General features: G+C 62.2%; 18 protein-coding genes. 10 read left to right on the plus strand and 8 right to left on the minus strand.

Features of this window, described 5'->3' with window-relative positions; translation table 11 throughout:
* Positions 1-54 precede the first annotated feature (54 nt).
* Positions 55-1,755 (minus strand): acid phosphatase, encoded by a 1,701-nt coding sequence (locus BLW22_RS00075; protein WP_074843611.1) that lies wholly within the window; start codon positions 1,753-1,755, stop codon positions 55-57.
* Between the two features lie 158 nt (positions 1,756-1,913).
* On the opposite strand from BLW22_RS00075, the gene BLW22_RS00080 reads away from it, so the two are divergent.
* Together BLW22_RS00080 and BLW22_RS00085 are read left to right on the plus strand one after the other, a co-directional pair.
* Positions 1,914-2,204 carry a nucleotidyltransferase family protein gene (locus BLW22_RS00080; protein WP_053134104.1) on the plus strand — a complete coding sequence of 97 codons (291 nt, stop codon included), beginning with the start codon at positions 1,914-1,916 and terminating at the stop codon, positions 2,202-2,204.
* Entirely contained in the window at positions 2,201-2,545 is a 345-nt protein-coding gene (locus BLW22_RS00085) for a HepT-like ribonuclease domain-containing protein (RefSeq protein WP_053134107.1), read from the plus strand. The genes BLW22_RS00080 and BLW22_RS00085 overlap by 4 nt, the downstream gene beginning before the upstream one ends.
* Before the next feature lie 38 nt (positions 2,546-2,583).
* Here the strand turns inward: BLW22_RS00085 and BLW22_RS00090 are convergent, their stop codons facing one another.
* Positions 2,584-4,002, minus strand: coding sequence for a short-chain fatty acid transporter (locus BLW22_RS00090; protein WP_027606949.1), 1,419 nt, complete (start codon positions 4,000-4,002; stop codon positions 2,584-2,586).
* Between the two features lie 185 nt (positions 4,003-4,187).
* On the opposite strand from BLW22_RS00090, the gene BLW22_RS00095 reads away from it, so the two are divergent.
* The gene (locus tag BLW22_RS00095) at positions 4,188-5,477 is read left to right on the plus strand and encodes an MFS transporter (RefSeq protein ID WP_065923992.1); all 1,290 of its coding nucleotides are present in this window, start codon (positions 4,188-4,190) and stop codon (positions 5,475-5,477) included.
* A 3-nt stretch (positions 5,478-5,480) separates the two neighbouring features.
* On the opposite strand, the gene BLW22_RS00100 is transcribed toward BLW22_RS00095, so the two are convergent.
* Positions 5,481-6,851 carry a GntT/GntP/DsdX family permease gene (locus BLW22_RS00100; protein WP_065923993.1) on the minus strand — a complete coding sequence of 457 codons (1,371 nt, stop codon included), beginning with the start codon at positions 6,849-6,851 and terminating at the stop codon, positions 5,481-5,483.
* 185 nt (positions 6,852-7,036) lie between these two features.
* Here BLW22_RS00100 and BLW22_RS00105 point away from each other — a divergent pair, with 185 nt between their 5' ends.
* Genes BLW22_RS00105 through BLW22_RS00115 form a run of 3 tightly spaced genes read left to right on the plus strand, consistent with a single transcriptional unit; the run spans position 7,037 to position 12,547 of the window.
* Positions 7,037-8,257, plus strand: a complete 1,221-nt coding sequence (locus BLW22_RS00105) for a TolC family protein (RefSeq protein ID WP_074843613.1) — start codon at positions 7,037-7,039, stop codon at positions 8,255-8,257.
* A gap of 18 nt (positions 8,258-8,275) precedes the next feature.
* A complete protein-coding gene (locus tag BLW22_RS00110) occupies positions 8,276-9,382 on the plus strand; it encodes an efflux RND transporter periplasmic adaptor subunit (protein WP_074843615.1) in 1,107 nt (368 codons plus the stop codon).
* A gap of 18 nt (positions 9,383-9,400) precedes the next feature.
* A complete protein-coding gene (locus BLW22_RS00115) occupies positions 9,401-12,547 on the plus strand; it encodes a CusA/CzcA family heavy metal efflux RND transporter (protein ID WP_074843617.1) in 3,147 nt (1,048 codons plus the stop codon).
* On the opposite strand, the gene BLW22_RS00120 is transcribed toward BLW22_RS00115, so the two are convergent.
* From BLW22_RS00120 to BLW22_RS00130, 3 genes are all read right to left on the minus strand, one after another.
* Positions 12,471-13,907 carry a heavy metal sensor histidine kinase gene (locus BLW22_RS00120; RefSeq protein WP_074843619.1) on the minus strand — a complete coding sequence of 479 codons (1,437 nt, stop codon included), beginning with the start codon at positions 13,905-13,907 and terminating at the stop codon, positions 12,471-12,473. The genes BLW22_RS00115 and BLW22_RS00120 overlap by 77 nt on opposite strands.
* Positions 13,904-14,578 (minus strand): heavy metal response regulator transcription factor, encoded by a 675-nt coding sequence (locus tag BLW22_RS00125; RefSeq protein ID WP_027606942.1) that lies wholly within the window; start codon positions 14,576-14,578, stop codon positions 13,904-13,906. Before BLW22_RS00125 ends, BLW22_RS00120 begins: the two co-directional genes overlap by 4 nt.
* 339 nt (positions 14,579-14,917) lie before the next feature.
* The gene (locus BLW22_RS00130; RefSeq protein WP_065948498.1) at positions 14,918-16,237 is read right to left on the minus strand and encodes an OprD family porin; all 1,320 of its coding nucleotides are present in this window, start codon (positions 16,235-16,237) and stop codon (positions 14,918-14,920) included.
* Between the two features lie 225 nt (positions 16,238-16,462).
* On the opposite strand from BLW22_RS00130, the gene BLW22_RS00135 reads away from it, so the two are divergent.
* Both BLW22_RS00135 and BLW22_RS00140 read left to right on the plus strand, forming a co-directional pair.
* Positions 16,463-16,795: a DUF2790 domain-containing protein gene (locus tag BLW22_RS00135; RefSeq protein WP_065923999.1), complete on the plus strand. Its 333-nt coding sequence runs from the start codon at positions 16,463-16,465 to the stop codon at positions 16,793-16,795.
* A 110-nt stretch (positions 16,796-16,905) separates the two neighbouring features.
* On the plus strand, positions 16,906-17,481 hold the full coding sequence (locus BLW22_RS00140; protein ID WP_065924000.1) for a flavin reductase family protein: 576 nt from the start codon (positions 16,906-16,908) through the stop codon (positions 17,479-17,481).
* 6 nt (positions 17,482-17,487) lie between these two features.
* Here the strand turns inward: BLW22_RS00140 and BLW22_RS00145 are convergent, their stop codons facing one another.
* Positions 17,488-18,297, minus strand: a complete 810-nt coding sequence (locus tag BLW22_RS00145; RefSeq protein ID WP_065948496.1) for an AraC family transcriptional regulator — start codon at positions 18,295-18,297, stop codon at positions 17,488-17,490.
* 137 nt (positions 18,298-18,434) lie between these two features.
* Between BLW22_RS00145 and BLW22_RS00150 the strand changes: the two genes are divergently transcribed.
* Both BLW22_RS00150 and ddlA read left to right on the plus strand, forming a co-directional pair.
* Complete coding sequence (locus BLW22_RS00150; RefSeq protein ID WP_065924002.1) at positions 18,435-19,073, plus strand: LysE family transporter; 639 nt, start codon at positions 18,435-18,437, stop codon at positions 19,071-19,073.
* 44 nt (positions 19,074-19,117) lie between these two features.
* Positions 19,118-20,212: a D-alanine--D-alanine ligase gene (ddlA, locus tag BLW22_RS00155; protein ID WP_065948495.1), complete on the plus strand. Its 1,095-nt coding sequence runs from the start codon at positions 19,118-19,120 to the stop codon at positions 20,210-20,212.
* 166 nt (positions 20,213-20,378) lie between these two features.
* Here ddlA and pgeF read toward each other — a convergent pair whose 3' ends face one another.
* Entirely contained in the window at positions 20,379-21,101 is a 723-nt protein-coding gene (pgeF, locus tag BLW22_RS00160) for a peptidoglycan editing factor PgeF (protein ID WP_074843622.1), read from the minus strand.
* Between the last annotated feature and the right edge of the window lie 20 nt (positions 21,102-21,121).

Raw genomic sequence — 21,121 nt, forward strand, 5'->3', positions numbered from 1 at the left:
GGCCAGGAAAACCGCGTGCTAAATCGCCAGGCATGTCGCTATTGGATAAGCGTCCTACACGCTGAACTGCAACGCGTTGCTCAAATCCCCCATGGGTTTCTGGCCTCGGGCAATCATGGCGTCATCGCGTTGCTTGAGCCCGTCCAGGGTCTCCAGCTGGAAGACCCGCGTAATCAAGCGCAGGATCGACGCGGTGTCGTACACCGTATGGTCCACGGTGCCTTTACGCGCGAAGGGCGAGACCACCAGCGCCGGAACCCGTGTGCCTGGGCCCCAGCGGTCGCCTTTGGGCGGGGCGACGTGGTCCCACCAGCCGCCGTTTTCATCGACGGTCACCACCACCACCATGTTTTTCCACTGCGGGCTTTCCTGCAGCACCTTCAAGGCGCGGACGATATGGCGGTCGCCCGACGCCACGTCGGCGTAACCGGCGTGCATATTCAGGTTGCCCTGGGGCTTGTAGAAGCTCACGGCTGGCAGCTTGCCGGCCTGGGCATCGGCGAAGAACTTATTGGTGCTCGCCTCATCGCCCAAACCGCCATCGCGCAGGCGCTTGTCACGCTCGGCACGGTTCTCGGGGCCCTGCTGCTTGAAGTAGTTGAACGGCTGGTGGTGGTACTGGAAGTTAGGGATCTTCGGGATACCGCCCGAATCCTTGAACTGATCCAGCGTTGCCTGCCATGCCCCGGCGTACCACGCCCAGTCGACGTTCTTTTTCGACAGCTTGTCGCCGATGTGCTCATGGGTCTGCGGCACCAGTACGTTGGGCAGGTCGGCTTTTGCGTAGTCCGGGTTTTCCGGGTCACGAATCCAGGTCGGCCAATACGGCGGCGCCAGGGTGTTCACGCCGTAACCGTCCGGGGTCAGCGCGCTGGGGCCGAACTGCGGCGGGCCGGTCATGGCGCTCGCCGGGGATTTATCCAGCGGCTTGAGACGCGGGTCGGTGGGGTCATCGCTTTGCAGCGTGGCGATCTGCGCCTTGGCCACCGACTGCGCGGCATTCGGGTAGAACGGCGCGGTGGCGCTGATCAGGTATTGATGGTTGAGGAACGAGCCACCAAACGCCCCCTGGAAGAAGTTATCGCAGAGCACAAACTCCTTGGCTACATCCCACAGGCGCAGGGAATAACGGCTCTGGGCGTAATGGCCCATGACCAGGCCGCCGGAGTCGGCCCAGGCGACGAAACCGTCGTTCTTGCCGCCGTTGATCTGCATCTGGTTCTGGTAGAACACGTGCCACAAGTCGCGGGTGACCAGGCTCAACGGCAGGTCTTCGGCGTTCGGGCCCTTGAGGGCGAACGGGGCGTTGGGCAGGTTTTCCTGGAATTGCACTTCGCTGGGGTAAGTCACCCCATCCACGCTTTGCGGGCCCACTTGCAGCACACCGCCCCAGGCCGGGGGCAGGGTGGTCAACAGGCTGCCGTCGCGGTCGCGTTGCTGTGTGTCGGCGGCGGAAAGCGCCGACAGCGGTTTCTCAACGCCTGGGAAGTCCGCAAACAGGTTGTTGAAACTGCGGTTCTCGGCATAGATCACCACCACGGTCTTCACCTGGTCGTGCAAGGCCTTGTCCAGCTCCTGAGGCGTGAGCGGCCGCGCCACGGGCTTGCCGGGCGCCTCACTGCTGTTGCCGCAGGCACTCAAGGTCGCGCCCACCCCCAACACCGCCGCACCCCCCAGGAAGCGCCGACGGCCGGTGTCTACCGGCGGTTGGGCTATGGAATCTGGGGAAGGGCGGTCTTCGTGATCATCACTCATTGCGGGGAGTCCTTGCTGGCGAGATGTTGCAAGATATTTCGCAGGACGGTAGCAATGCAATGTGACGGAACGAAGACAGCGGTGTGATGAGCAAGACGTGTCTACGCTTGGCCAGCGCTGCTAGACTTGCCCGATAATGGACATCACTGAGGTGAACCGTGAAACCTTCAACCGCCCTTGATCTAAAACGTGCAGCCGTCAGAGAAGTGGTGGGCCGATTTCGCATCTCAAACCCAAGGGTATTTGGGTCTGTATTGCTGGGTACCGACCAAGAAGGCAGCGACCTTGATTTGCTGGTCGATGCGCCGCCGGGAACCACTTTGTTTGATCTTGGCGGGCTGCAAGTCGAGCTTGAGGACCTGCTAGGGGTCAATGTCGATCTACTGACGCCTGCCGATTTGCCGTTGAAGTTCCGCGCAAAAGTGCTGGCTGAGGCACGGCCTGTATGACAGCAAATCGCCTCGGGGATTATCTGGATCACATAAGGCAGGCCACTGCTGACGCGATCAGTTTTGTAGAGGGCCTTAGCAAAGAAGAGTTTCTGGAAGACAGGCGTACTCAACAAGCAGTGGTCATGAGTCTGATCATCATTGGTGAGGCGTCGACGAAAATCATGGATCTGCACCCGCACTTCGCTGAGGCTCATTCACACATTCCTTGGCGCAGCATGCGGGGAATGCGTAACCGCATCGCCCACGGTTACTTCGATATCAACCTTGATGTGGTTTGGGACACCATCCAGAGCGCGCTGCCTGATCTATTGGCGCGTCTTCCTGTAACTGCAGTGTGATTGCACCTGTTGCAACAACAGGTGCAGTCATCAGTTATTCAAGGCATGACGGGCGGTAAATACTTCAACGTCGTCCCCAACGCCCACAGCAGGAACAATACCAGCGGCGTGTGCACCAGCAGCTGCACAAACGAAAACCCGATCAAATCCCGCGCCTTCAACCCCAACACTCCCAGCAACGGCAGCATGTAGAACGGGTTGATCAGGTTCGGCAGCGCCTCGGCCGCGTTGTAGATCTGCACCGCCCAGCCCAGGTGGTATTGCAGGTCATTGGCCACTTGCATCACATAAGGCGCTTCGATGATCCACTTGCCGCCGCCTGACGGAATAAAGAAGCCCAGCACCGCCGAGTACACGCCCATCAGCAGTGCATACGTGTCGTGGGAGGCGATGGACGTGAAGAAGGTCGAGATATGGTGCGCCAGGGTCTGGCCGTCGCCGCCCTTGACCACGGTCATCAGCGCCGCAATCGAGCCGTACAGCGGGAACTGGATCAACACGCCGGTGGTGGTCGGCACTGCACGGGCCACCGCATCGAGGAAACTGCGCGGGCGCCAGTGCAGCAGGGCACCGACCATGATGAACAGGAAGTTGTAGGTGTTCAGCCCCGAAATCGCGCTGATCGCCGGCTTGGTCGAGAACTCATGGAACAACCAGCCCGCCGCCAGCAATGCCAGCAGAATGGTCAGCAACGGGCTGTGTTCCAGCCATTCGCCGGGGCGGCCCGGTGGTTGCAGCTTGGGCAGGTTGAAGGCCGGGTCGACGCCACAGGCCTTGGCGTCACGGGCGCTGTTGGGGCCGGGCGCGGTGGCGTAGGCGATGATCAGCGACACCACGATCAGTGCCAGCAACAGCACGCCGGATTGCCACAGGAAGATGGTGTCGGTAAACGGGATCACCCCGGTGATCGACAGGATCGACGGCGGCAAGCTGGCCGGGTTGGCCTGCAATTGTGCGGCTGACGACGACAGCCCCAGCGCCCACACCGCGCCCAACCCAAGATAGGCCGCCGCACCCGCAGCACGGTAGTCCATGCGCAAATCCGTACGACGGGCCAGCGCACGCACCAGCAAACCGCCGAACACCAGGGACAGGCCCCAGTTGAGCAATGACGCCACCATGGAAATCAACGCAACCCACGCCACGGCTGAGCGGCCGTTCTTCGGGATACGCGCCAGGCGGTCGATCAGCTTGACCGCCGGTGGCGAGCTGGCGACCACGTAGCCACCGATCACCACGAAGGCCATCTGCATGGTGAACGGGATCAGGCTCCAGAACCCGTCGCCAAAGGCCTTGGCGGCTTCGGTCGGCGCGGCGCCCATGCCCAGGGTCGCCACGGCGACGATGATCACGGCGAGGGCGGCGAACACCCAGGAGTCGGGGAACCAGCGCTCGGCAAAGTTCGAGCAGCGCAGGGCAAAGCGGGCATAGCGGCTTTCTTCGATAGCATCGGCCACGAGTCTTTCCTCTTGTATTTATTATGGTGTCGGCAATTTTTCGGCATGTTCCTCCACGGCCATTGATATGGGAATGCAGTTATCTTCATCGATCCATGAGGAAAACAAATATATCTGCCGCGATTGCCATCAACCGGCGCAGCTCATAACCTGCACGCCATTTTGTTTGTCTGCCGAGCCTCAACATGACTGCCACCTCTGTTCCACAGGCGCAGCGTTTTTCCCGCTCCGACTACAAGACCCTGGGCCTGGCCGCCCTGGGCGGCGCCTTGGAAATCTACGACTTCATTATCTTTGTGTTCTTCGCGCTGACCCTCAGCCAACTGTTCTTCCCGGCGGAAATGCCCGAGTGGCTGCGCCTGCTGCAAAGCTTCGGCATCTTCGTCACCGGCTACCTCGCGCGTCCGCTGGGCGGCATCCTGATGGCGCACTTCGCCGATCACCTGGGGCGCAAGCGCGTGTTCAGCCTGAGCATCCTGATGATGGCGTTGCCGTGCCTGCTGATCGGGATCATGCCCACCTACGCACAGATCGGTTATTTCGCACCGCTGATCCTGCTGGTGCTGCGCGTGCTGCAAGGTGCGGCGGTGGGCGGTGAAGTACCCAGCGCCTGGACCTTCGTCGCCGAACACGCACCGCGCAACCATCGTGGTTATGCCCTGGGCTTCCTGCAAGCCGGCCTGACCTTCGGCTACCTGCTCGGTGCGCTGACTGCCACGCTGCTGGCACAGGTCTTCACCCCGGCCGAAATCCTCGACTACGCCTGGCGCTTCCCCTTCCTGCTCGGCGGTGTGTTCGGCGTGATCGGCGTGTGGCTGCGACGCTGGCTCAGCGAAACCCCGGTCTTCCTCGAAATGCAGGCCCGCCGCCAGGCCGCTGCCGAGCTGCCGCTGCGCACCGTACTGCGTGACCATCGCGCCGTACTGTTGCCGGCGATGATCCTCACCTGCGTGCTCACCTCCGCCGTGGTGGTGCTGGTGGTCATCACCCCGACCATGATGCAGAAAACCTTCGGCATGAGCCCCAGTCACACCTTTGCCTTGAGCGCCCTGGGCATCGTCTTCCTGAATATCGGCTGCGTCCTCGCCGGCCTGCTGGTGGACCGCATCGGCGCCTGGCGCGCGGTGCTGGTCTACAGCCTGCTGCTGCCGGTGGGTATTTTCCTGCTGTACGCCAGCCTGATCAGCGGCGGCATCTGGCTTGGCGCGGCGTACGCGCTGGCGGGCTTGAGTTGCGGGGTAGTGGGCGCGGTGCCGTCGGTGATGGTCGGCCTGTTTCCGGCGCAGGTGCGGGTGTCGGGCATTTCCTTCACCTACAACATCGCTTACGCACTGTGGGCGAGTACCACGCCGCTGATGCTGATCGCGCTGATGCCGACCAGCCCGTGGATTTGCGTGGGGTATTGCGTGGTTATGGGCGCGGTGGGGGTGGGGTGTGTAGCGCTGTTTGGCAAGCGCCACACCTTGGCGGCCTGAAGGTCAGGTCAAGAAGTGCCACAGCAACAGCGTACCGACCAACCCGACCACCGAAACAATCGTCTGCAACACCGACCACACCCAAATCGTCTGCTTCAGCTGCAAGCCAAAGTACTCGCGCACCATCCAGAACCCCGCATCATTGACGTGGCAGAAGAACACCGAACCTGCGCCGATCGCCAGCGCCACCAGTGAGCTTTGTGTCGCCGCCAACCCGGCCATCATCGGCGCGAGGATGCCGGCGGTCGTGGTGGTGGCGACCGTGGCCGAGCCGGTGGCCTGGCGCAGCGCCACGGCGATCAACCAGGCCAGCAGCAGGTACGGCATGTGCGCTCCTTCGGCGACTTTGCTGATGGTTTGGCTGACGCCGGCATCCAGCAAGGTTTGCTTGAGGCCGCCGCCGGCGCCGATGGTCAGCAGCAACACGGCGATGGGGGCAAGGGCCTTGCGCAGGGTGTTGCCGACCTCAGCGCGCGGCATCCCGGCGGCCCAGCCCAGGCAGATCACGGCGGCGATCACCGCCAGGCCCAGGGCGATCAGCGGTTCGCCGAGGAATTTCAGGGTCAGGCCCACGCTGCTTTCCGCTGGCAGCGCGACTTTGGCCAAGGTGCTGCCGAGCATCAGAATCACCGGCAACAGAATGATCAGCAATGACACGCCAAAGCTCGGCTGGCGCGGGGCCTTGGGCGGGGCGCTGAACAGCGCGCCGATGTCGGCCGGCTCATCCACATGCAGGCGCTTGGACAGCCAGTTGCCATAGAGCGGCCCGGCGAGGATCACGGCCGGCACCGCCAGGCAAAAGCCCAGCAACATGGTCAGGCCCAGGTCGGCGTGCAACGCGCCCACCGCAATCAGCGGCCCTGGGTGCGGTGGCATCAAGGCGTGCAAGGTGGTCATGCCCGCCAGCGCCGGGATGGCGATTTTCAACAGCGGCTGGTTCGAACGTTTGGCCATCACAAAGATGATCGGCACCATCATCACCAAGCCCACTTCGAAGAACAGCGGCAGGCCGATCACCATCGCCACCAGCGCCATCACCCATGGCAACGACTTGCCCTTGCCCAGCCCGAGCAGGGTGGTGGCGATGCGGTCGGCCGCGCCGGATTCCGCCATCAGCGCACCCAGCATCGAGCCCAGGGCAATGATGATCCCGGCTTCACCGAGGATCGCCCCGGCGCCCTTGCTGAAGGCCTTGGCCACCTCTTCCGCTGGCAACCCGGCGCCGACCCCGGCGATAAAGGTGCCGATCAGGATCGACAGGAACGGCGGCAACTTGGTCGCGCTGATCAGCACGATGATGCTGGCGATGGCCAGCAGTACGCAGAGCATGAGGCGGGTGTCGTGAACCATCCACGCGGCAGTCGATAACGCCAAGGCGAGACTCCTTATCGAACAGGTTGGGAAAATTGTTTCTTTTTGTTTCCTGGCCCAAAAGCATACCTGATAACGCCCGCCCCAGAGCCATTGCTGTCGGATTTGTAATCTTTGCTCCACCGCTTTGATAAGTCGCGAACGCTACATTCTCCCGGCTTTTACTTTATGGGCGTGGAACTCTCGTTATGGCAATTTCCGTTAGAAAGCTGGTGGGGGCGACGCTGTTGTGGGGAGCTGCCAGCGTTGCCCAGGCACAAACCCTCACCCTCGACGCGGCCCTGCAAACCGCCTTCGCCAACAACCCCGACCTGGCGGCCGCGCAATGGGAAATCGAGATCGCCGCGGGCGGTCGCCAGCAGGCCGGGTTGATCCCCAATCCGGTGGCGTCCTGGGATGCCGAAGACACACGTCGCGATACGCGTACCACCACCCTCAAGCTCAGCCAAACCCTGGAACTGGGTGGCAAGCGCGATGCCCGCATTGACGTGGCGACGCGTGCCCAGGACGCCGCCGTACTGGCCTTGGAACAGCGCCGCAACACGCTGCGCGTCGAGGTGATCGACGGCTACTACGGTGCCCTGCGCGCCCAGGAACGTCTCGACCTGGTGCAGCGCTCCCTGGCCTTGGCCGAGCGCGGGCTGGTGGTCGCCAACGGCCGCGTGACTGCCGGCAAATCCTCACCGGTGGAAGCCACGCGGGCCCAGGTGCAGTTGTCGGAGATCCGCCTCGAACTCAATCGCGCACACATGGGCCTCACCGACGCCTATCGCCGCCTGGCCGCCAGTACCGGCAGCGCGGCGACCGACTTCCAGACTGTCGCCACGCCAAGCCACTCCACACCGCCGTTGCCGTCCGCCACACAACTGTTGGCGCGCCTTGAGCAGACCGCCGAACTGCGCCTGGCCGAACTGCAGATCGTGCAGAACGAAGCCAGCGTGGGCCTGGAAAAAGCCCAGCGTATTCCCGACCTGGATGTGTCCATCGGCAGTCAGTACGACGCCAGTGTGCGCGAGCGGGTGAACCTGGTCGGCGTGTCGATGCCGATTCCGTTGTTCAGCCGCAACCAGGGCAACGTACTTGCCGCCACGCGCCGTGCCGATCAGGCCCGCGACCAGCGCAACGCTGCCGAATTGCGCCTGCGTACCGAAACGCGCCAGGCCCTGGACCTGTGGCAAACCGCGAACAGCGAAGTGCGCGCATTCAACCAGCAGATCCTGCCCGCCGCCCAACGCGCGGTGGACAGCGCCACCCGCGGCTTCGAGATGGGCAAGTTCAACTTCCTCGACGTGCTCGACGCCCAGCGCACCCTGATCGCGGCGCGCACCCAATACCTTGCGGCCACCGCCCAGGCCACCGATGCCTGGCTGCGCATCGAACGGATTTACGGCGACCTCGCCCGGTTTTGATTTTTTCTGGAGTGCCTTATGAATAAACGACACCGCGTGGCGCTTGCCGTCGCCTTGGGCCTGATGCTGTCCGGCGTGGCCAACGCCGAGGAAGAAGAAGGCATGCTCGAGCTGACTGAACAACAAATCCAGGCCGCCGGTATCGAGCTCGCCGAGGCCCAACCCCGGTCGATCAGCACATTGCTGACGCTGCCGGGGGAGGTGCGTTTCGACGAAGACCGTACCTCGCATATCGTCCCGCGCGCGGCCGGTGTGGTGGAATCCGTGAAGGTCAATCTTGGCCAGGCGGTGAAGAAGGGCGAGCTGCTCGCGGTGATCGCCAGCCAGCAGATTTCCGACCAGCGCAGTGAGCTGGCGGCCAGCGAGCGTCGGGTTGAACTGGCGCGTATTACCTTCCAGCGTGAACGCCAGTTGTGGCAGGACAAGATCTCCGCCGAGCAGGATTACCTGCTGGCGCGCCAAACCCTGCAAGAAGCTGAAATCGCCTTGAACAATGCCCGCCAAAAGATGACCGCGCTCAGCGGCAACACCGTGCTGGCCGGCGGCAATCGTTACGAACTGCGTGCGCCGTTCACAGGCGTGGTGGTGGAAAAGCACCTCGGTGTCGGCGAGGTGGTGAGCGAGACCAGTAACGCCTTCACGCTGTCTGACCTGTCCCAGGTGTGGGTCACCTTCGGCGTATTTCCCAAGGATTTGAACAAGGTCCGGCTCGGCAAACCGGTGAAAGTCAGCTCCACGGAAATGGGCACCGATGTGCAGGGCAGCGTGGCCTATGTCGGCAATTTGCTCGGCGAGCAAACACGCACCGCCACCGTGCGTGTGACGGTGCCCAACCCCGACGACGCCTGGCGCCCAGGACTGTTCGTCACCGTGCAACTGGCCACGGACACCTACCAGGCCAAGGTCACCGTGCCGCAAACGGCGATCCAGACCGTCGAGGAAAAACCCTCGGTCTTCGTACGCACGCCTGACGGTTTTATCACCCGCCATCTTGAGCTTGGCGCCAGTGAAAACGGCTACGTCGAAGTGCGCCAGGGCCTGGAGGCCGGTGCTCAGGTGGCCACCACCGGCAGCTTCATCCTCAAGTCCGAATTGGGCAAGGGCTCGGCCGAGCACGCCCATTGATCCTGCGAGTGATTTCCCATGTTTGAGCGCCTTATCCAATTCGCCATCGAGCAGCGCATCATCGTGCTGCTGGCGGTGCTGTTGATGGCCGGTGTCGGCATTGCCAGCTATCAGAAACTGCCCATCGACGCGGTGCCCGACATCACCAATGTACAGGTGCAGATCAACTCGGCGGCGGCCGGTTTTTCGCCGCTTGAGACCGAGCAGCGCATTACCTATCCCATCGAAACCGCGATGGCCGGCTTGCCGGGGCTGCAGCAGACCCGTTCGCTGTCACGCTCCGGCTTGTCCCAGGTGACGGTGATCTTCAAGGACGGCACCGACCTGTTCTTCGCCCGCCAGTTGGTCAACGAGCGCCTGCAAGTGGCCCGCGAGCAATTGCCTGTGGGGATTGAAACCGCGATGGGGCCGATTTCCACCGGCCTCGGGGAAATTTTCCTGTGGACCGTGGAGGCCGAGGAGGGCGCACGCAAGGACGACGGCACGCCCTACACGCCGACCGACCTGCGGGTGATCCAGGACTGGATCATCAAGCCGCAACTGCGCAACGTGCCCGGTGTGGCCGAGATCAACACCATCGGCGGCTTCGCCAAGGAATACCAGATCGCCCCCGACCCCAAGCGCCTGGCGGCCTATAACCTGACCTTGAACGATCTGGTCACGGCGCTGGAGCGTAACAACGCCAACGTCGGTGCCGGCTACATCGAGCGCAGCGGCGAGCAATTGTTGATCCGCGCGCCGGGGCAGGTGGCGTCCATCGACGACATCGCCAATATCGTCATCACCACGTCCGACGGCACGCCGATCCGTGTGCGCAATGTCGCCCAGGTCGAGATCGGCCGTGAGCTGCGTACCGGCGCCGCCACGGAAAACGGCCGTGAAGTGGTGCTGGGCACGGTGTTTATGTTGATCGGAGAAAACAGCCGCACGGTGTCCCAGGCGGTGGCTTCCAGGCTCGAACAAATCAACCGTTCGCTGCCCGAAGGCGTGGTGGCGGTGACCGTCTACGACCGCACCAACCTCGTCGAAAAAGCCGTTGCCACCGTGAAGAAAAATCTCTTCGAGGGTGCGCTGCTGGTGGTCGCGGTGCTGTTCCTGTTCCTTGGCAATATCCGCGCGGCGCTGATCACCGCGATGGTGATTCCCCTGGCGATGTTGTTCACCTTTACCGGCATGTTCACCCACAAAGTCAGCGCCAACCTGATGAGCCTCGGCGCGCTGGACTTCGGCATTATCGTCGACGGCGCGGTGGTGATCGTCGAGAACGCCATCCGCCGCCTGGCCCATGCGCAGCAGCGCCATGGTCGTTTGCTGACCCGCAGCGAGCGCCTGCACGAGGTGTTCGCGGCGGCCAAGGAAGCGCGGCGTGCGCTGATCTTCGGGCAGCTGATCATCATGGTCGTGTACCTGCCGATCTTCGCCCTCACCGGGGTGGCCGGGAAGATGTTCCACCCCATGGCGTTTACCGTGGTGATTGCGCTGCTGGGGGCGATGATTTTGTCGGTGACCTTCGTACCGGCGGCGATTGCGCTGTTCGTCACCGGCAAGGTCAAGGAAGAAGAAAACCTGGTGATGCGTACCGCACGCCGGGCCTATGGGCCGGTGTTGGATTGGGTGATGGCGCGCCGGCCACTGGTGTTCGGCTTGGCCGTGCTGGCCATTGTTGCGTCGGGCGTGGTGGCCAGCCGCATGGGCAGTGAGTTTATCCCCAGCCTCAGTGAGGGCGACTTCGCCCAACAGGCCCTGCGCGTGCCCGGCACCAGCCTGACGCAATCGGTGCAGATGCAGCAGCAACTGGAAAAAACCTTGATGGCCCAGGTGCCGGAAATCGAACGGGTATTCGCCCGTACCGGCACGGCGGAAATCGCCTCCGACCCGATGCCGCCGAATATTTCCGACAGCTACGTGATGCTTAAACCGAAGGCGCAATGGCCGAACCCGAATAAATCCCGCGAAACCCTGATCGCCGATATCCAGCGCGCCAGTGCGATTGTGCCGGGCAGTGCGTACGAGCTGTCGCAACCAATCCAGCTGCGTTTCAACGAGCTGATCTCCGGGGTGCGCAGTGATGTGGCGGTGAAGGTATTCGGCGACGACATGGCGGTGCTCAACACTACCGCCGCAGACATTGCCGAGACCTTGCAAGGCCTCGATGGCGCTTCGGAAGTGAAGGTCGAACAGACGTCCGGCCTGCCGGTGCTGACCATCAATATCGACCGTGACAAGGCCGCGCGCTTTGGCCTGAATGTCGGCGATGTGCAGGACACCATTGCCGTCGCCGTCGGTGGGCGCCAGGCCGGTACCCTGTATGAAGGTGACCGGCGTTTCGACATGGTCGTGCGCTTGTCCGACGCGCTGCGTACTGATATCGACGGCTTGTCGCGGCTGTTGATTCCAGTGCCGGCGGTGGCCGGGAATGCGGCGGGGCAGTTGGGGTTCATTGCGTTGTCCCAGGTCGCCAGCCTGGACCTGGTGCTCGGCCCGAACCAGATCAGCCGCGAGAACGGCAAGCGTCTGGTGATCGTCAGTGCCAACGTGCGCGGGCGGGATATGGGGTCGTTCGTGGAAGAGGCCGAGGCGGCGATCACGGCGCAGGTGAAAGTCCCGGCAGGTTACTGGACCACCTGGGGCGGCCAGTTCGAACAGTTGAAGGAAGCCGCCGAGCGTTTGCAGATCGTGGTGCCGGTGGCGTTGCTGCTGGTGTTCGGGTTGTTGTTCATGATGTTCAACAACCTCAAGGACGGACTGCTGGTGTTTACCGGGATTCCGTTCGCGTTGACCGGCGGGATCATGGCGCTGTGGTTGCGCGATATTCCGCTGTCGATCTCGGCAGGCGTGGGCTTTATCGCCTTGTCCGGCGTGGCGGTGCTCAACGGCCTGGTGATGATTGCCTTCATCCGCAACCTGCGCGAGGAAGGACGCTCGCTGTCGGTGGCTATCCACGAGGGTGCGCTGACCCGCCTGCGCCCGGTATTGATGACCGCGCTGGTGGCCTCCCTGGGGTTTATCCCCATGGCCCTGGCCACCGGCACCGGCGCCGAAGTGCAGCGTCCGTTGGCGACGGTGGTGATCGGCGGGATCATTTCTTCTACCTTGCTGACCTTGCTGGTGCTGCCGGCGTTGTACCAGTGGGCTCATCGCCGGGAAGAGGAAACACCAGGTTGAACCGTGTGAACCGTCCGGGCTGGCTGCTGACGTCGGTGTGCCCCTGATGCAGCTGCATGATCGACTGCACAATGGCCAGCCCCAGCCCGGTGCCACCTTCGGCGCGGGTGCGGCTGCTGTCGGCGCGGTAGAAACGTTCGAACAGATGCGGCAGGTGGTGTGCTTCGATGCCGCGCCCGGGGTTGCCTACCGACAACGACGCGCTCTGGTCATAGGTCTCCACCAGCAGCAGAACGCTGGAGCCTTCGGGCGTGTGGCGGATGGCATTGGACAGCAGGTTGGAAATGGCTCGCTGGATCATCAGGCGATCGCCCGTTACCCAGGCGTCGCCGCGCAGGCTGAGGGTCACGTGTTTGTCTTCGGCGCTGAGGGCGAACAGCGCCATCACCCGTTGTGCTTCTTCGCCCAGTGACACCGGGCCAAACCCGGCCCGCGCCGCCGGATGGCTGACCTGGGCCAGGAACAGCATGTCGGAGACGATGCGCGACAGGCGTTCCATTTCCTCGGTGCAGGATTCCAGCCCCGCCTTGTACTCCTCCGAGGGCCGTTCGCGGGACAGGGTCACCTGGGCCTTGCCCATCAGGTTGGTCAGCGGCGCGCGCAGCTCGTGGGCGAGGTCGTCGGAGAACTGCGACAGCTGCTGCACACCGGCGTCCAGGCGACGCAGCATTACGTTGATGCTTTGCGCCAACTCGCCCAGCTCCTGGGGCAGGTTGTCGATGGATAAGCGGTGGGTCAGGTCCTGGGTCGTTACCTGGGCCGCGACATGGCTGAACTGCTTCAAAGGTGCCAACCCACGCTGCACCAGCCACCAGGCGCCCATGCCGATAAGGATCAGCAGCATCGGCAGGGCGATGAGGGTGGCGCGCAGGTAGGCACTGAGCAGGGCCTGGTCATCCCTGCGGTCCAGCGACAGCAACACCCGTACGCGCTCGCCGCTGGCCAGGCGCATCAGGCTGGAGGCACTGAGTACCTGGTTGCCGTCTTGGTCTTGCCAGTTGAGGTAACCGAGGGTTTCCCGGGGGGAGAAGTCGGTCAGCAACGGTTCCTGGGGTTTGGCACCGACACTGAGCAGCACCGCGTTATCGGGTGCGGTGCCGACGATGGTCAGGTAGAAATTGTCGTGGCCCATCACCAGGTCCAGCAACGAGTGGGGACGGGCTTTGATTGCGTGGGTGTCCAGGCCCAGCGCGAGGCTGTGCTGGAGCTGTTCCATCTTGCTTTCCAGGCCCTTGCGCGCGAGCTTTTCCAGCTCATGGGTCAAGGCCAGGTAGGCCAGGGTCGCCAGCAGCACCACCAGCCCGGCGCCCATGAGGCTGACCGTCAGTCCCAGGCGCATCGACAGGCTGCTGGTCCTCATTGGCGCGCCTCCAGCACATAACCCACGCCGCGAATGGTGTGGATCAGCTTGACCTCGCTCTGGTCATCGACCTTGCCCCGCAGTCGGCTGATGGAGACCTCGACCACGTTGGTGTCGCAGTCGAAGTTCATGTCCCACACCAGCGAGATGATCTGCGTGCGGGTCATTACCTCGCCGGCCTGGCGCATCAACACATGCAGCAGGGCGAATTCCTTGGTGGTCAGGTCGATACGCCGGCTGCCGCGATAGGCGCGATGGCGGCGCGGGTCCAGCTCCAGGTCCGCGACGCGCAGCACATCCGGCAGCGGGATATGTTCGCTACGGCGCAGCAAGGTGCGCACACGGGCCAGCAGTTCGGGGAACTCGAAGGGTTTGACCAGGTAATCGTCGGCGCCCATGTCCAGGCCCTTGATCTTGTCGGCCAGGCGGCCGCGCGCGGTCAGCATCATCACGCGCTGGTTGCCGTCCCGGCGCAGTTGTTCCAGTACCTCCCAGCCGTCGGTGTTGGGCAGGTTCACGTCGAGGATCACCAGTTCGTAGGTGTGCTGCCGGGCCAGGTGCAGGCCGTCGATGCCGCTGGCGGCGCAATCGACGACGTAGCCACTTTCGGTCAGGCCTTGCTGCAAGTAATCGGCGGTTTTCTGCTCGTCCTCAACCACAAGGATACGCATGGGGATTTACCTTCAAGGAAAACGAAAGGAGATGGCCTCATAGAGGCTTGAATAGGCTGTAGGAAAACTCTGAAGCCTGAAGTAGCTTTAGGGTCAAGCCGCGTCAGGCCGGTGCGACGATTCGTCACTGACCGGGCACGCAAAAAAAACGCCCCGGCTGGGGCGTATAAAATTCATCTCTGTTCCAAAGGAGCTACACAAAAGCCGCAGAGATGAGAAGTGTTCGATGCGCAGTATAAAAAGTGCAACTTAACGAGAAGGTGAGGCCGATATTACAGTTCTGACAGACTTCAACCTGTGAACAGATGTAGGGCATCGGCAAGTGAATGTAAGCGCGTCTTAAAGCACCGCCAGTGGGTATTCGATAATGACGCGGACTTCTTCAAGGTCGGACTCGAATGAACTTGAGCGCACGGTGGCCTGGCGCAGACGCAGTGATAAATCCTTCAAGTTGCCGCTTTGCACCACGTACTTGGCTTCGATATCCCGCTCCCAGCGGCGCTGGTCGGTGAGCGGATCGCCGGCGGCATCGCGGCGCATATACACCGCGTTGGCGTTGCTGTAGTCGGCGCCGGTGCCCTTGCCGTAGCGGGTCATGAACGACAGGCCGGGAATGCCGAATGGCTGCATGTCCAGGTCGTAGCGCAGCATCCACGAGCGCTCCTTGGGCGAGTTGAAGTCGCTGTACTGGATCGAGTTGTTGAGGAAGATCGAGTCCGACTGGCGCAGGTAATCGAAGTCGTCATCGCCGTTGTTGCGCTGGTGCGACACGGCCAGGCTGTGGGCGCCCACCTTCACGCCGAGCCGGGCGCTCCAGATGCTGTTATCGAATTCACCCAGCAGCTTTTTGCCTTCATCCACGGCCTTGTAGTAGTTGATGTCGCCGAACAGCGAAACGTCTTCGTTCAGCGGGTAACTGGCGGCGCTGCCGACGTAGTACTGGTCCCAGGCGTCCTTCAGGCGGCTGCTGTACAGGCTCAGGCCGAGGTGTTTGTTCACGGTGTAGTCGCCGCCGAAGTAGCCGATCCAAGGTGAATCGACCGGGCCGGCGTAAAACGTTGCGAACCCTTTGTTCATGCCGCTTTCGTTGGGTTGGCTCATGCCGCTCAAACGCCCGCCCTGCAAGGTCAGGCCTTCCAGGCTGGTGTTTTGCAGGGTCACGCCACGGAAGCTTTCCGGCAACACCCGCGAATCGCCGTAGGCCACCACGGGAGTCAGCGGGAACACGTCGCCGGCCTTGATCACCGTGTCCAATACCCGCAGTTTCGCCGCGCCGCCGACCTTGCTGTAGTTGTCTTCGGGATGGTTGTTGCTGTCCACCGGCAGCATGCCGAACGAGCCCTTGCCGCCGCTGCGGCCGGTGCCCGAGTCGAGTTTCACGCCGACCATGGCGAAGGCGTCCAGGCCAAAACCCACGGTGCCCTGGGTAAAGCCGGATTCGAATTTACCGATCAGTCCCTGGGCCCAGGCTTCGGAATAGCCATTACCGGTGGGGCTGGATTGGCCCTTGCGGTCATCGCGATTGAAGTAAAAATTGCGCGCCAGCACGTTCACGCTGCTGCCTTCGATAAACCCTTCAGGTTTGTCTTCCGCGGCCGCGGCTGCCAGGGGCAATGTGGCGATCAGTGAAAGGGGAAGGGTGTAGTAACGGATCCGCATGTTTCGCTCCTCGGTGTTGGCAGTTATCAGCTTCTTATGGAGGCGGGCGTTCTTATTGATCTGGCCCGGGCTGATAGTTGCAAACCGTGGATAACGATTGGGTGGCGTGAACATTACAATTCTGGAAGCTCGTCGCCACCTAACAAATAAGTAATGTTCTGGTGAACATCGCGTCAGGGTTCGTTCGTTAGTCTCGGCACTGAACTTTCAGTCGAGGAATAGGTGATGAACTTTTATAAAACCGCTCTGGGTGTATTAACGGCCGTCCTGTCTTTCGGTGCATTGGCCGAAGGCGGCGGTGATCGCACCTTTGCCCTGATGATGGAGCGCAATGAAAAGGCCATGGCCGATTACGCCGTGAGAAACGGCAAGCCAGTGCCCCAAGTGCAGGCGTATCGCTATGGGATGAAGCTGGACATTGCCAAGGTGGTCAACGTGACGCCGCCGATCCGCGCGTGCAGTACCGTGCCTTCGCGCATGACCTATGAAGACTCCAGCGGCAAGCTCACTACGTTGGAGTACCAAGTCATGGGCGTGTGTCGAAATAACGGCAGTTAAATATGCTGGCGCTCAACGCGTAGGACGATTCACTAACCAACTGTCGAGCTGATCCATAGGGCTGACGCTTGGGGTATCGTAGGCTTTTTCGTTTGAAGAGCCGATCCTCCATGAGCCCTACTCACTGCCGCCCCGTTCCGTTGTCCAAGTCCTACCGTTTGCTCAATCACGGGCCAACCGTACTGGTGAGTGCGGCCCACAACGGCCAGCGCAATATCATGGCGGCTGCCTGGGCTATGCCGCTGGATTTCGAACCGCCGAAAGTCGCGGTGGTGTTGGACAAGGCCACCTGGACTCGCCAATTGCTGGAAGGCTCCGGCACCTTCGTGCTGCAGGTGCCCTGTGTGGCCCAGGTCGACCTCGTGCAGACGGTCGGCAGTACCACCGGCACCGAGCGTGACAAGTTCGCCGCTTATGGCCTGCAAACCTTCAGCGGTGAACACACGGAGGCGCCGTTGCTGGAAGGCTGTGTAGCCTGGCTGGAATGCCGCTTGCTCCCCGAGCCCCACAACCAGCAGACCTATGACCTGTTCCTCGGCGAAGTAGTTGCGGCCTATGCCGACGAGCGCGTGTTCAGCGAAGGCCGCTGGCACTTTGAAGGGCATGATCAGTTACGCACCTTGCACCATGTAGCGGGTGGGCATTTCCTGAGCATCGGCGAGCCCATCGATGGGCATTCGCTATAAGCGCACTCAGCGCCCGAGCATCTTCACCCATCGCGACGGCGGCATACCGTAGGTGCTGCGAAATTGCCGGGTCATATGGCTCTGGTCGGTGAAGCCGGCGGTCAGCGCCGCGTCCACCAGCGACTGCCCCTGCGCCAGCAGACTGCGCACCAGGTCCAGCCGGCGCATCGTCAGGTAGCGATAGGGGCTGGTGCCGAACAGCACGCGAAAGTCCCGTGACAATGCCCAGCGGTCGCGGCCGGCGTGGTCGGCCATTTCGTCCAGGGTGATGCTGCGGCCCAGGGCGCTGTGGATAAACTCGCGGGCGCGCTCGGCGGCGACGTAATCGAAGGTCTTGCGGCTGACGATGGCGCCAGCGGCGTTGCTCAACGCGTGGGCCAGGTCGAACATCGCGTCCTGTTCCTGCAACGGGTCAATCGGATGATCAAGGTTCTGCAGCAGCACTTCGCTGGCGCGGAACAGCCTTGGGTCAGTGGATAAACCACTGGGGATAAACGGCAACGGCTTGCCGCCAAGGATCTGCTGGATCAGCGACGGCTCCACGTAAATCATTCGGTACTTGAAACCCTCGTCACTGCCGGCGTGACCGTCATGGGTCTCATCGGGGTGAAGCACCATAGTGGTGCCGGGCAGGCTATGGATCATGTCGCCGCGGTAGTGAAAACTCTGCACGCCAGACAAGGTACGCCCGATGGCATAGGTGTCGTGGCGATGGGGGTCGAAGGCGAAACCGGCGAAGTACGCCTCGATACGGTCCAGGCCGCTGGCATGGGGGGCACGGTGCAGCCAGTCGAAGTTGCGGGTCGGTTTGCCCATGGTGGCTTGTCACAAAAAGAGGTGGAAACACGTTAACCCAGTCTGCATCCCTTGTCTGCCGGGGTCTTGTACGTTTGTGCAGGCGGCGGGCGAGGTCTATGCTCCCTGCTCGTGCCCTGCGCTGATGGAACCGCCCAATGGAATTTATCAACCCCACCTATGTGGCGCCTCTGGTCTCGCTGGCCCTGCTGTGGACGGTGGCGGTGGTGACGCCGGGTCCCAACTTCTTCAATACCGCGCAGTTGGCCGCCAGTTGTTCGCGCCGTCATGGCGTGGTGGCGTCGGCGGGCGTGGCTACCGGCACGATCATGTGGGGGCTGGCGGGTGGGCTGGGCATCAAGTCGCTGTTTACCGCCGCGCCCATGTTGTACCTGGCGTTCAAGATCATCGGCGGCTGCTACCTGATTTACCTGGGGCTGAAACTGTTCAAGCGCTCGGCACCGGCGATGGGCCAGAGCTTGTTGCCGGACGAAGCGCGCCGCTCGTTGTTTTCCGCCTGGCGCCTGGGGTTACTGGGCAACCTGTCCAACCCCAAGGCCGCATTGTTCGTCGCCACCATCTTCGCCTCCACCATGCCGCCGTCGCCGTCGCCGATGCTGCTGACCCTGGCGGTGATCACCATGGCCAGCTTGTCGTTCAGCTGGTATGCCTGCGTGGCCCTGGTGTTTTCCAGTGCGCACATGGCCAACCTCTACAGCCGCTCGCGCAAATGGCTCGACCGTTTTGCCGGCGGTTGCTACGTGTTGTTCGGCGCACACCTGGTAGCGAATCGCTGACCGTCCGTGGTAAGAAGCCTTACTTTCAACAGTGAGGCCGGGTCATGAGCAAGGTGCGGGTAGGGATTATTTTTGGTGGCCGTTCGGCCGAGCACGAAGTCTCGTTGCAGTCGGCGCGCAATATTGTCGATGCACTCGACCGCACACGCTTCGAGCCGGTTTTGATCGGCATCGACAAGGCCGGCCACTGGCACCTCAACGACACCTCGAACTTCCTGATCAACCAGGAAAACCCGGCACTCATCGCCCTTAACCAATCCAATCGCGAATTGGCGGTGGTACCCGGCAAGGCCAGCCAGCAGGTGGTGGAAACCTCCGGCAACGGGCTGCTGGCACACATCGATGTGATCTTCCCCATCGTCCACGGCACCCTCGGCGAAGATGGTTGCCTGCAAGGCCTGTTGCGCATGGCTGACCTGCCTTTCGTCGGCTCCGACGTGCTCGGCTCGGCAGTGTGCATGGACAAGGACATCAGCAAACGCCTGCTGCGTGATGCCGGTATTGCCGTGACCCCGTTCATCACCCTGACCCGCAGCAACGCCGCGCGTACTTCCTTTGACACAGCGGTGAATAAACTCGGCCTGCCAATGTTCGTCAAACCGGCCAACCAGGGGTCTTCGGTGGGTGTGAGCAAGGTTGGCAACGAGGCTGAGTACCACGCCGCGGTTGAACTGGCCCTGGGTTTTGATCAAAAGGTGCTGGTGGAGTCGGCGGTCGAGGGCCGCGAAATTGAATGCGCCGTGCTGGGCAACGAAAACCCTGTCGCCAGCGGCTGTGGCGAGATCGTGGTGAACAGCGGCTTTTACTCCTACGACAGCAAATACATCGACGGCCAGGCGGCCCAGGTGGTGGTGCCGGCCGACATCAGCCATGCAGCCAGTGAGCGGATCCGCCGCTTGGCCCTTGAGGCGTTTGAAGTGTTGGGGTGCGCAGGGTTGGCGCGGGTCGATGTGTTCTTGACCGACGATGGTGAAGTGCTGATCAACGAAATCAACTCACTGCCCGGCTTCACCCGCATCAGCATGTACCCCAAGCTGTGGCAGGCAGCGGGCATGAGCTACAGCGAGCTGGTGAGCCGGTTGATTGAGCTGGCGTTGGAGCGGCATGCGGGGCGGAAGGGGTTGAAGATCAGCCGTTAACGGATGGGATAAATACCTGTGGCGAGCGGGCTTGTCCCGCGTTGGGCTGCGTAGCAGCCCCAATAAGAGCGCTGCAGTGTGCCAAGCAGGTCCGGGGCTATGTTTTGGGGCTGCTTCGCAGCCCAACGCGGGGCAAGCCCGCTCGCCACAAGGGCGCGTAGGTTCGTCAGGGTCTACGAGCAATCCACGAATAAATCAACGTCTTCGCTTCCTCCGGCTGATGCGTCCTTCTGCGGTAGCTGGCAAACGTCGGCGACGTGCAGTAGGTGCACACTTCGCTCACGTCGATCTGCTCACGCTTGACACCCGCCGCTTGCAGCAGCAACAAACCATACCCGCTCAAGTCAAACCACGCACTGCCTGCTTGTCGTGCATGGGGCGGGGTAATTTCCGGGGACCGCAGCGGTGCCGGTTGCACGAAGCACCACGGTGCCTGGGCGTGTTGCCACAGGTGCCCTTGGTCACTCTGGAACTCGGCGATAAACCCTTCGCTCACTTCATAACAGCACGGCTTGATCGATGGGCCGATAGCCACTTGCAGTTGGTCGGCTGCAATCCCCTCGGCGGCAAAGTGCTGCATGACGTTGGCGATAATCCCGCGTTGCAGCCCCTTCCAGCCGCCATGGACTGCGGCTACCCGTTCGCCGGTTTTCGACGCGAACAGAATGGGCAGGCAATCTGCGGTGATCACCGCGATCGGGTGAGCGTGGTGCGTCAACACACCATCGGCCTCGATCGTATTGGCCACCTGGCCGGCCTGCCATTCAATCACCGAGGCGCTGTGCACTTGCTTGCAGATGAACACTTCATCCGGGCGCCGTGGGTCATCGATCGAACAGAAACCGTGGTCGATGCCAGGGATGGCAGCGAGATTTTCAGCCTGATGCAAGGGATCACCTCCGTTCAATA

The sequence above is a fragment of the Pseudomonas marginalis genome (assembly GCF_900105325.1).
GTDB classification, from domain to species: Bacteria; Pseudomonadota; Gammaproteobacteria; order Pseudomonadales; family Pseudomonadaceae; genus Aquipseudomonas; species Aquipseudomonas marginalis.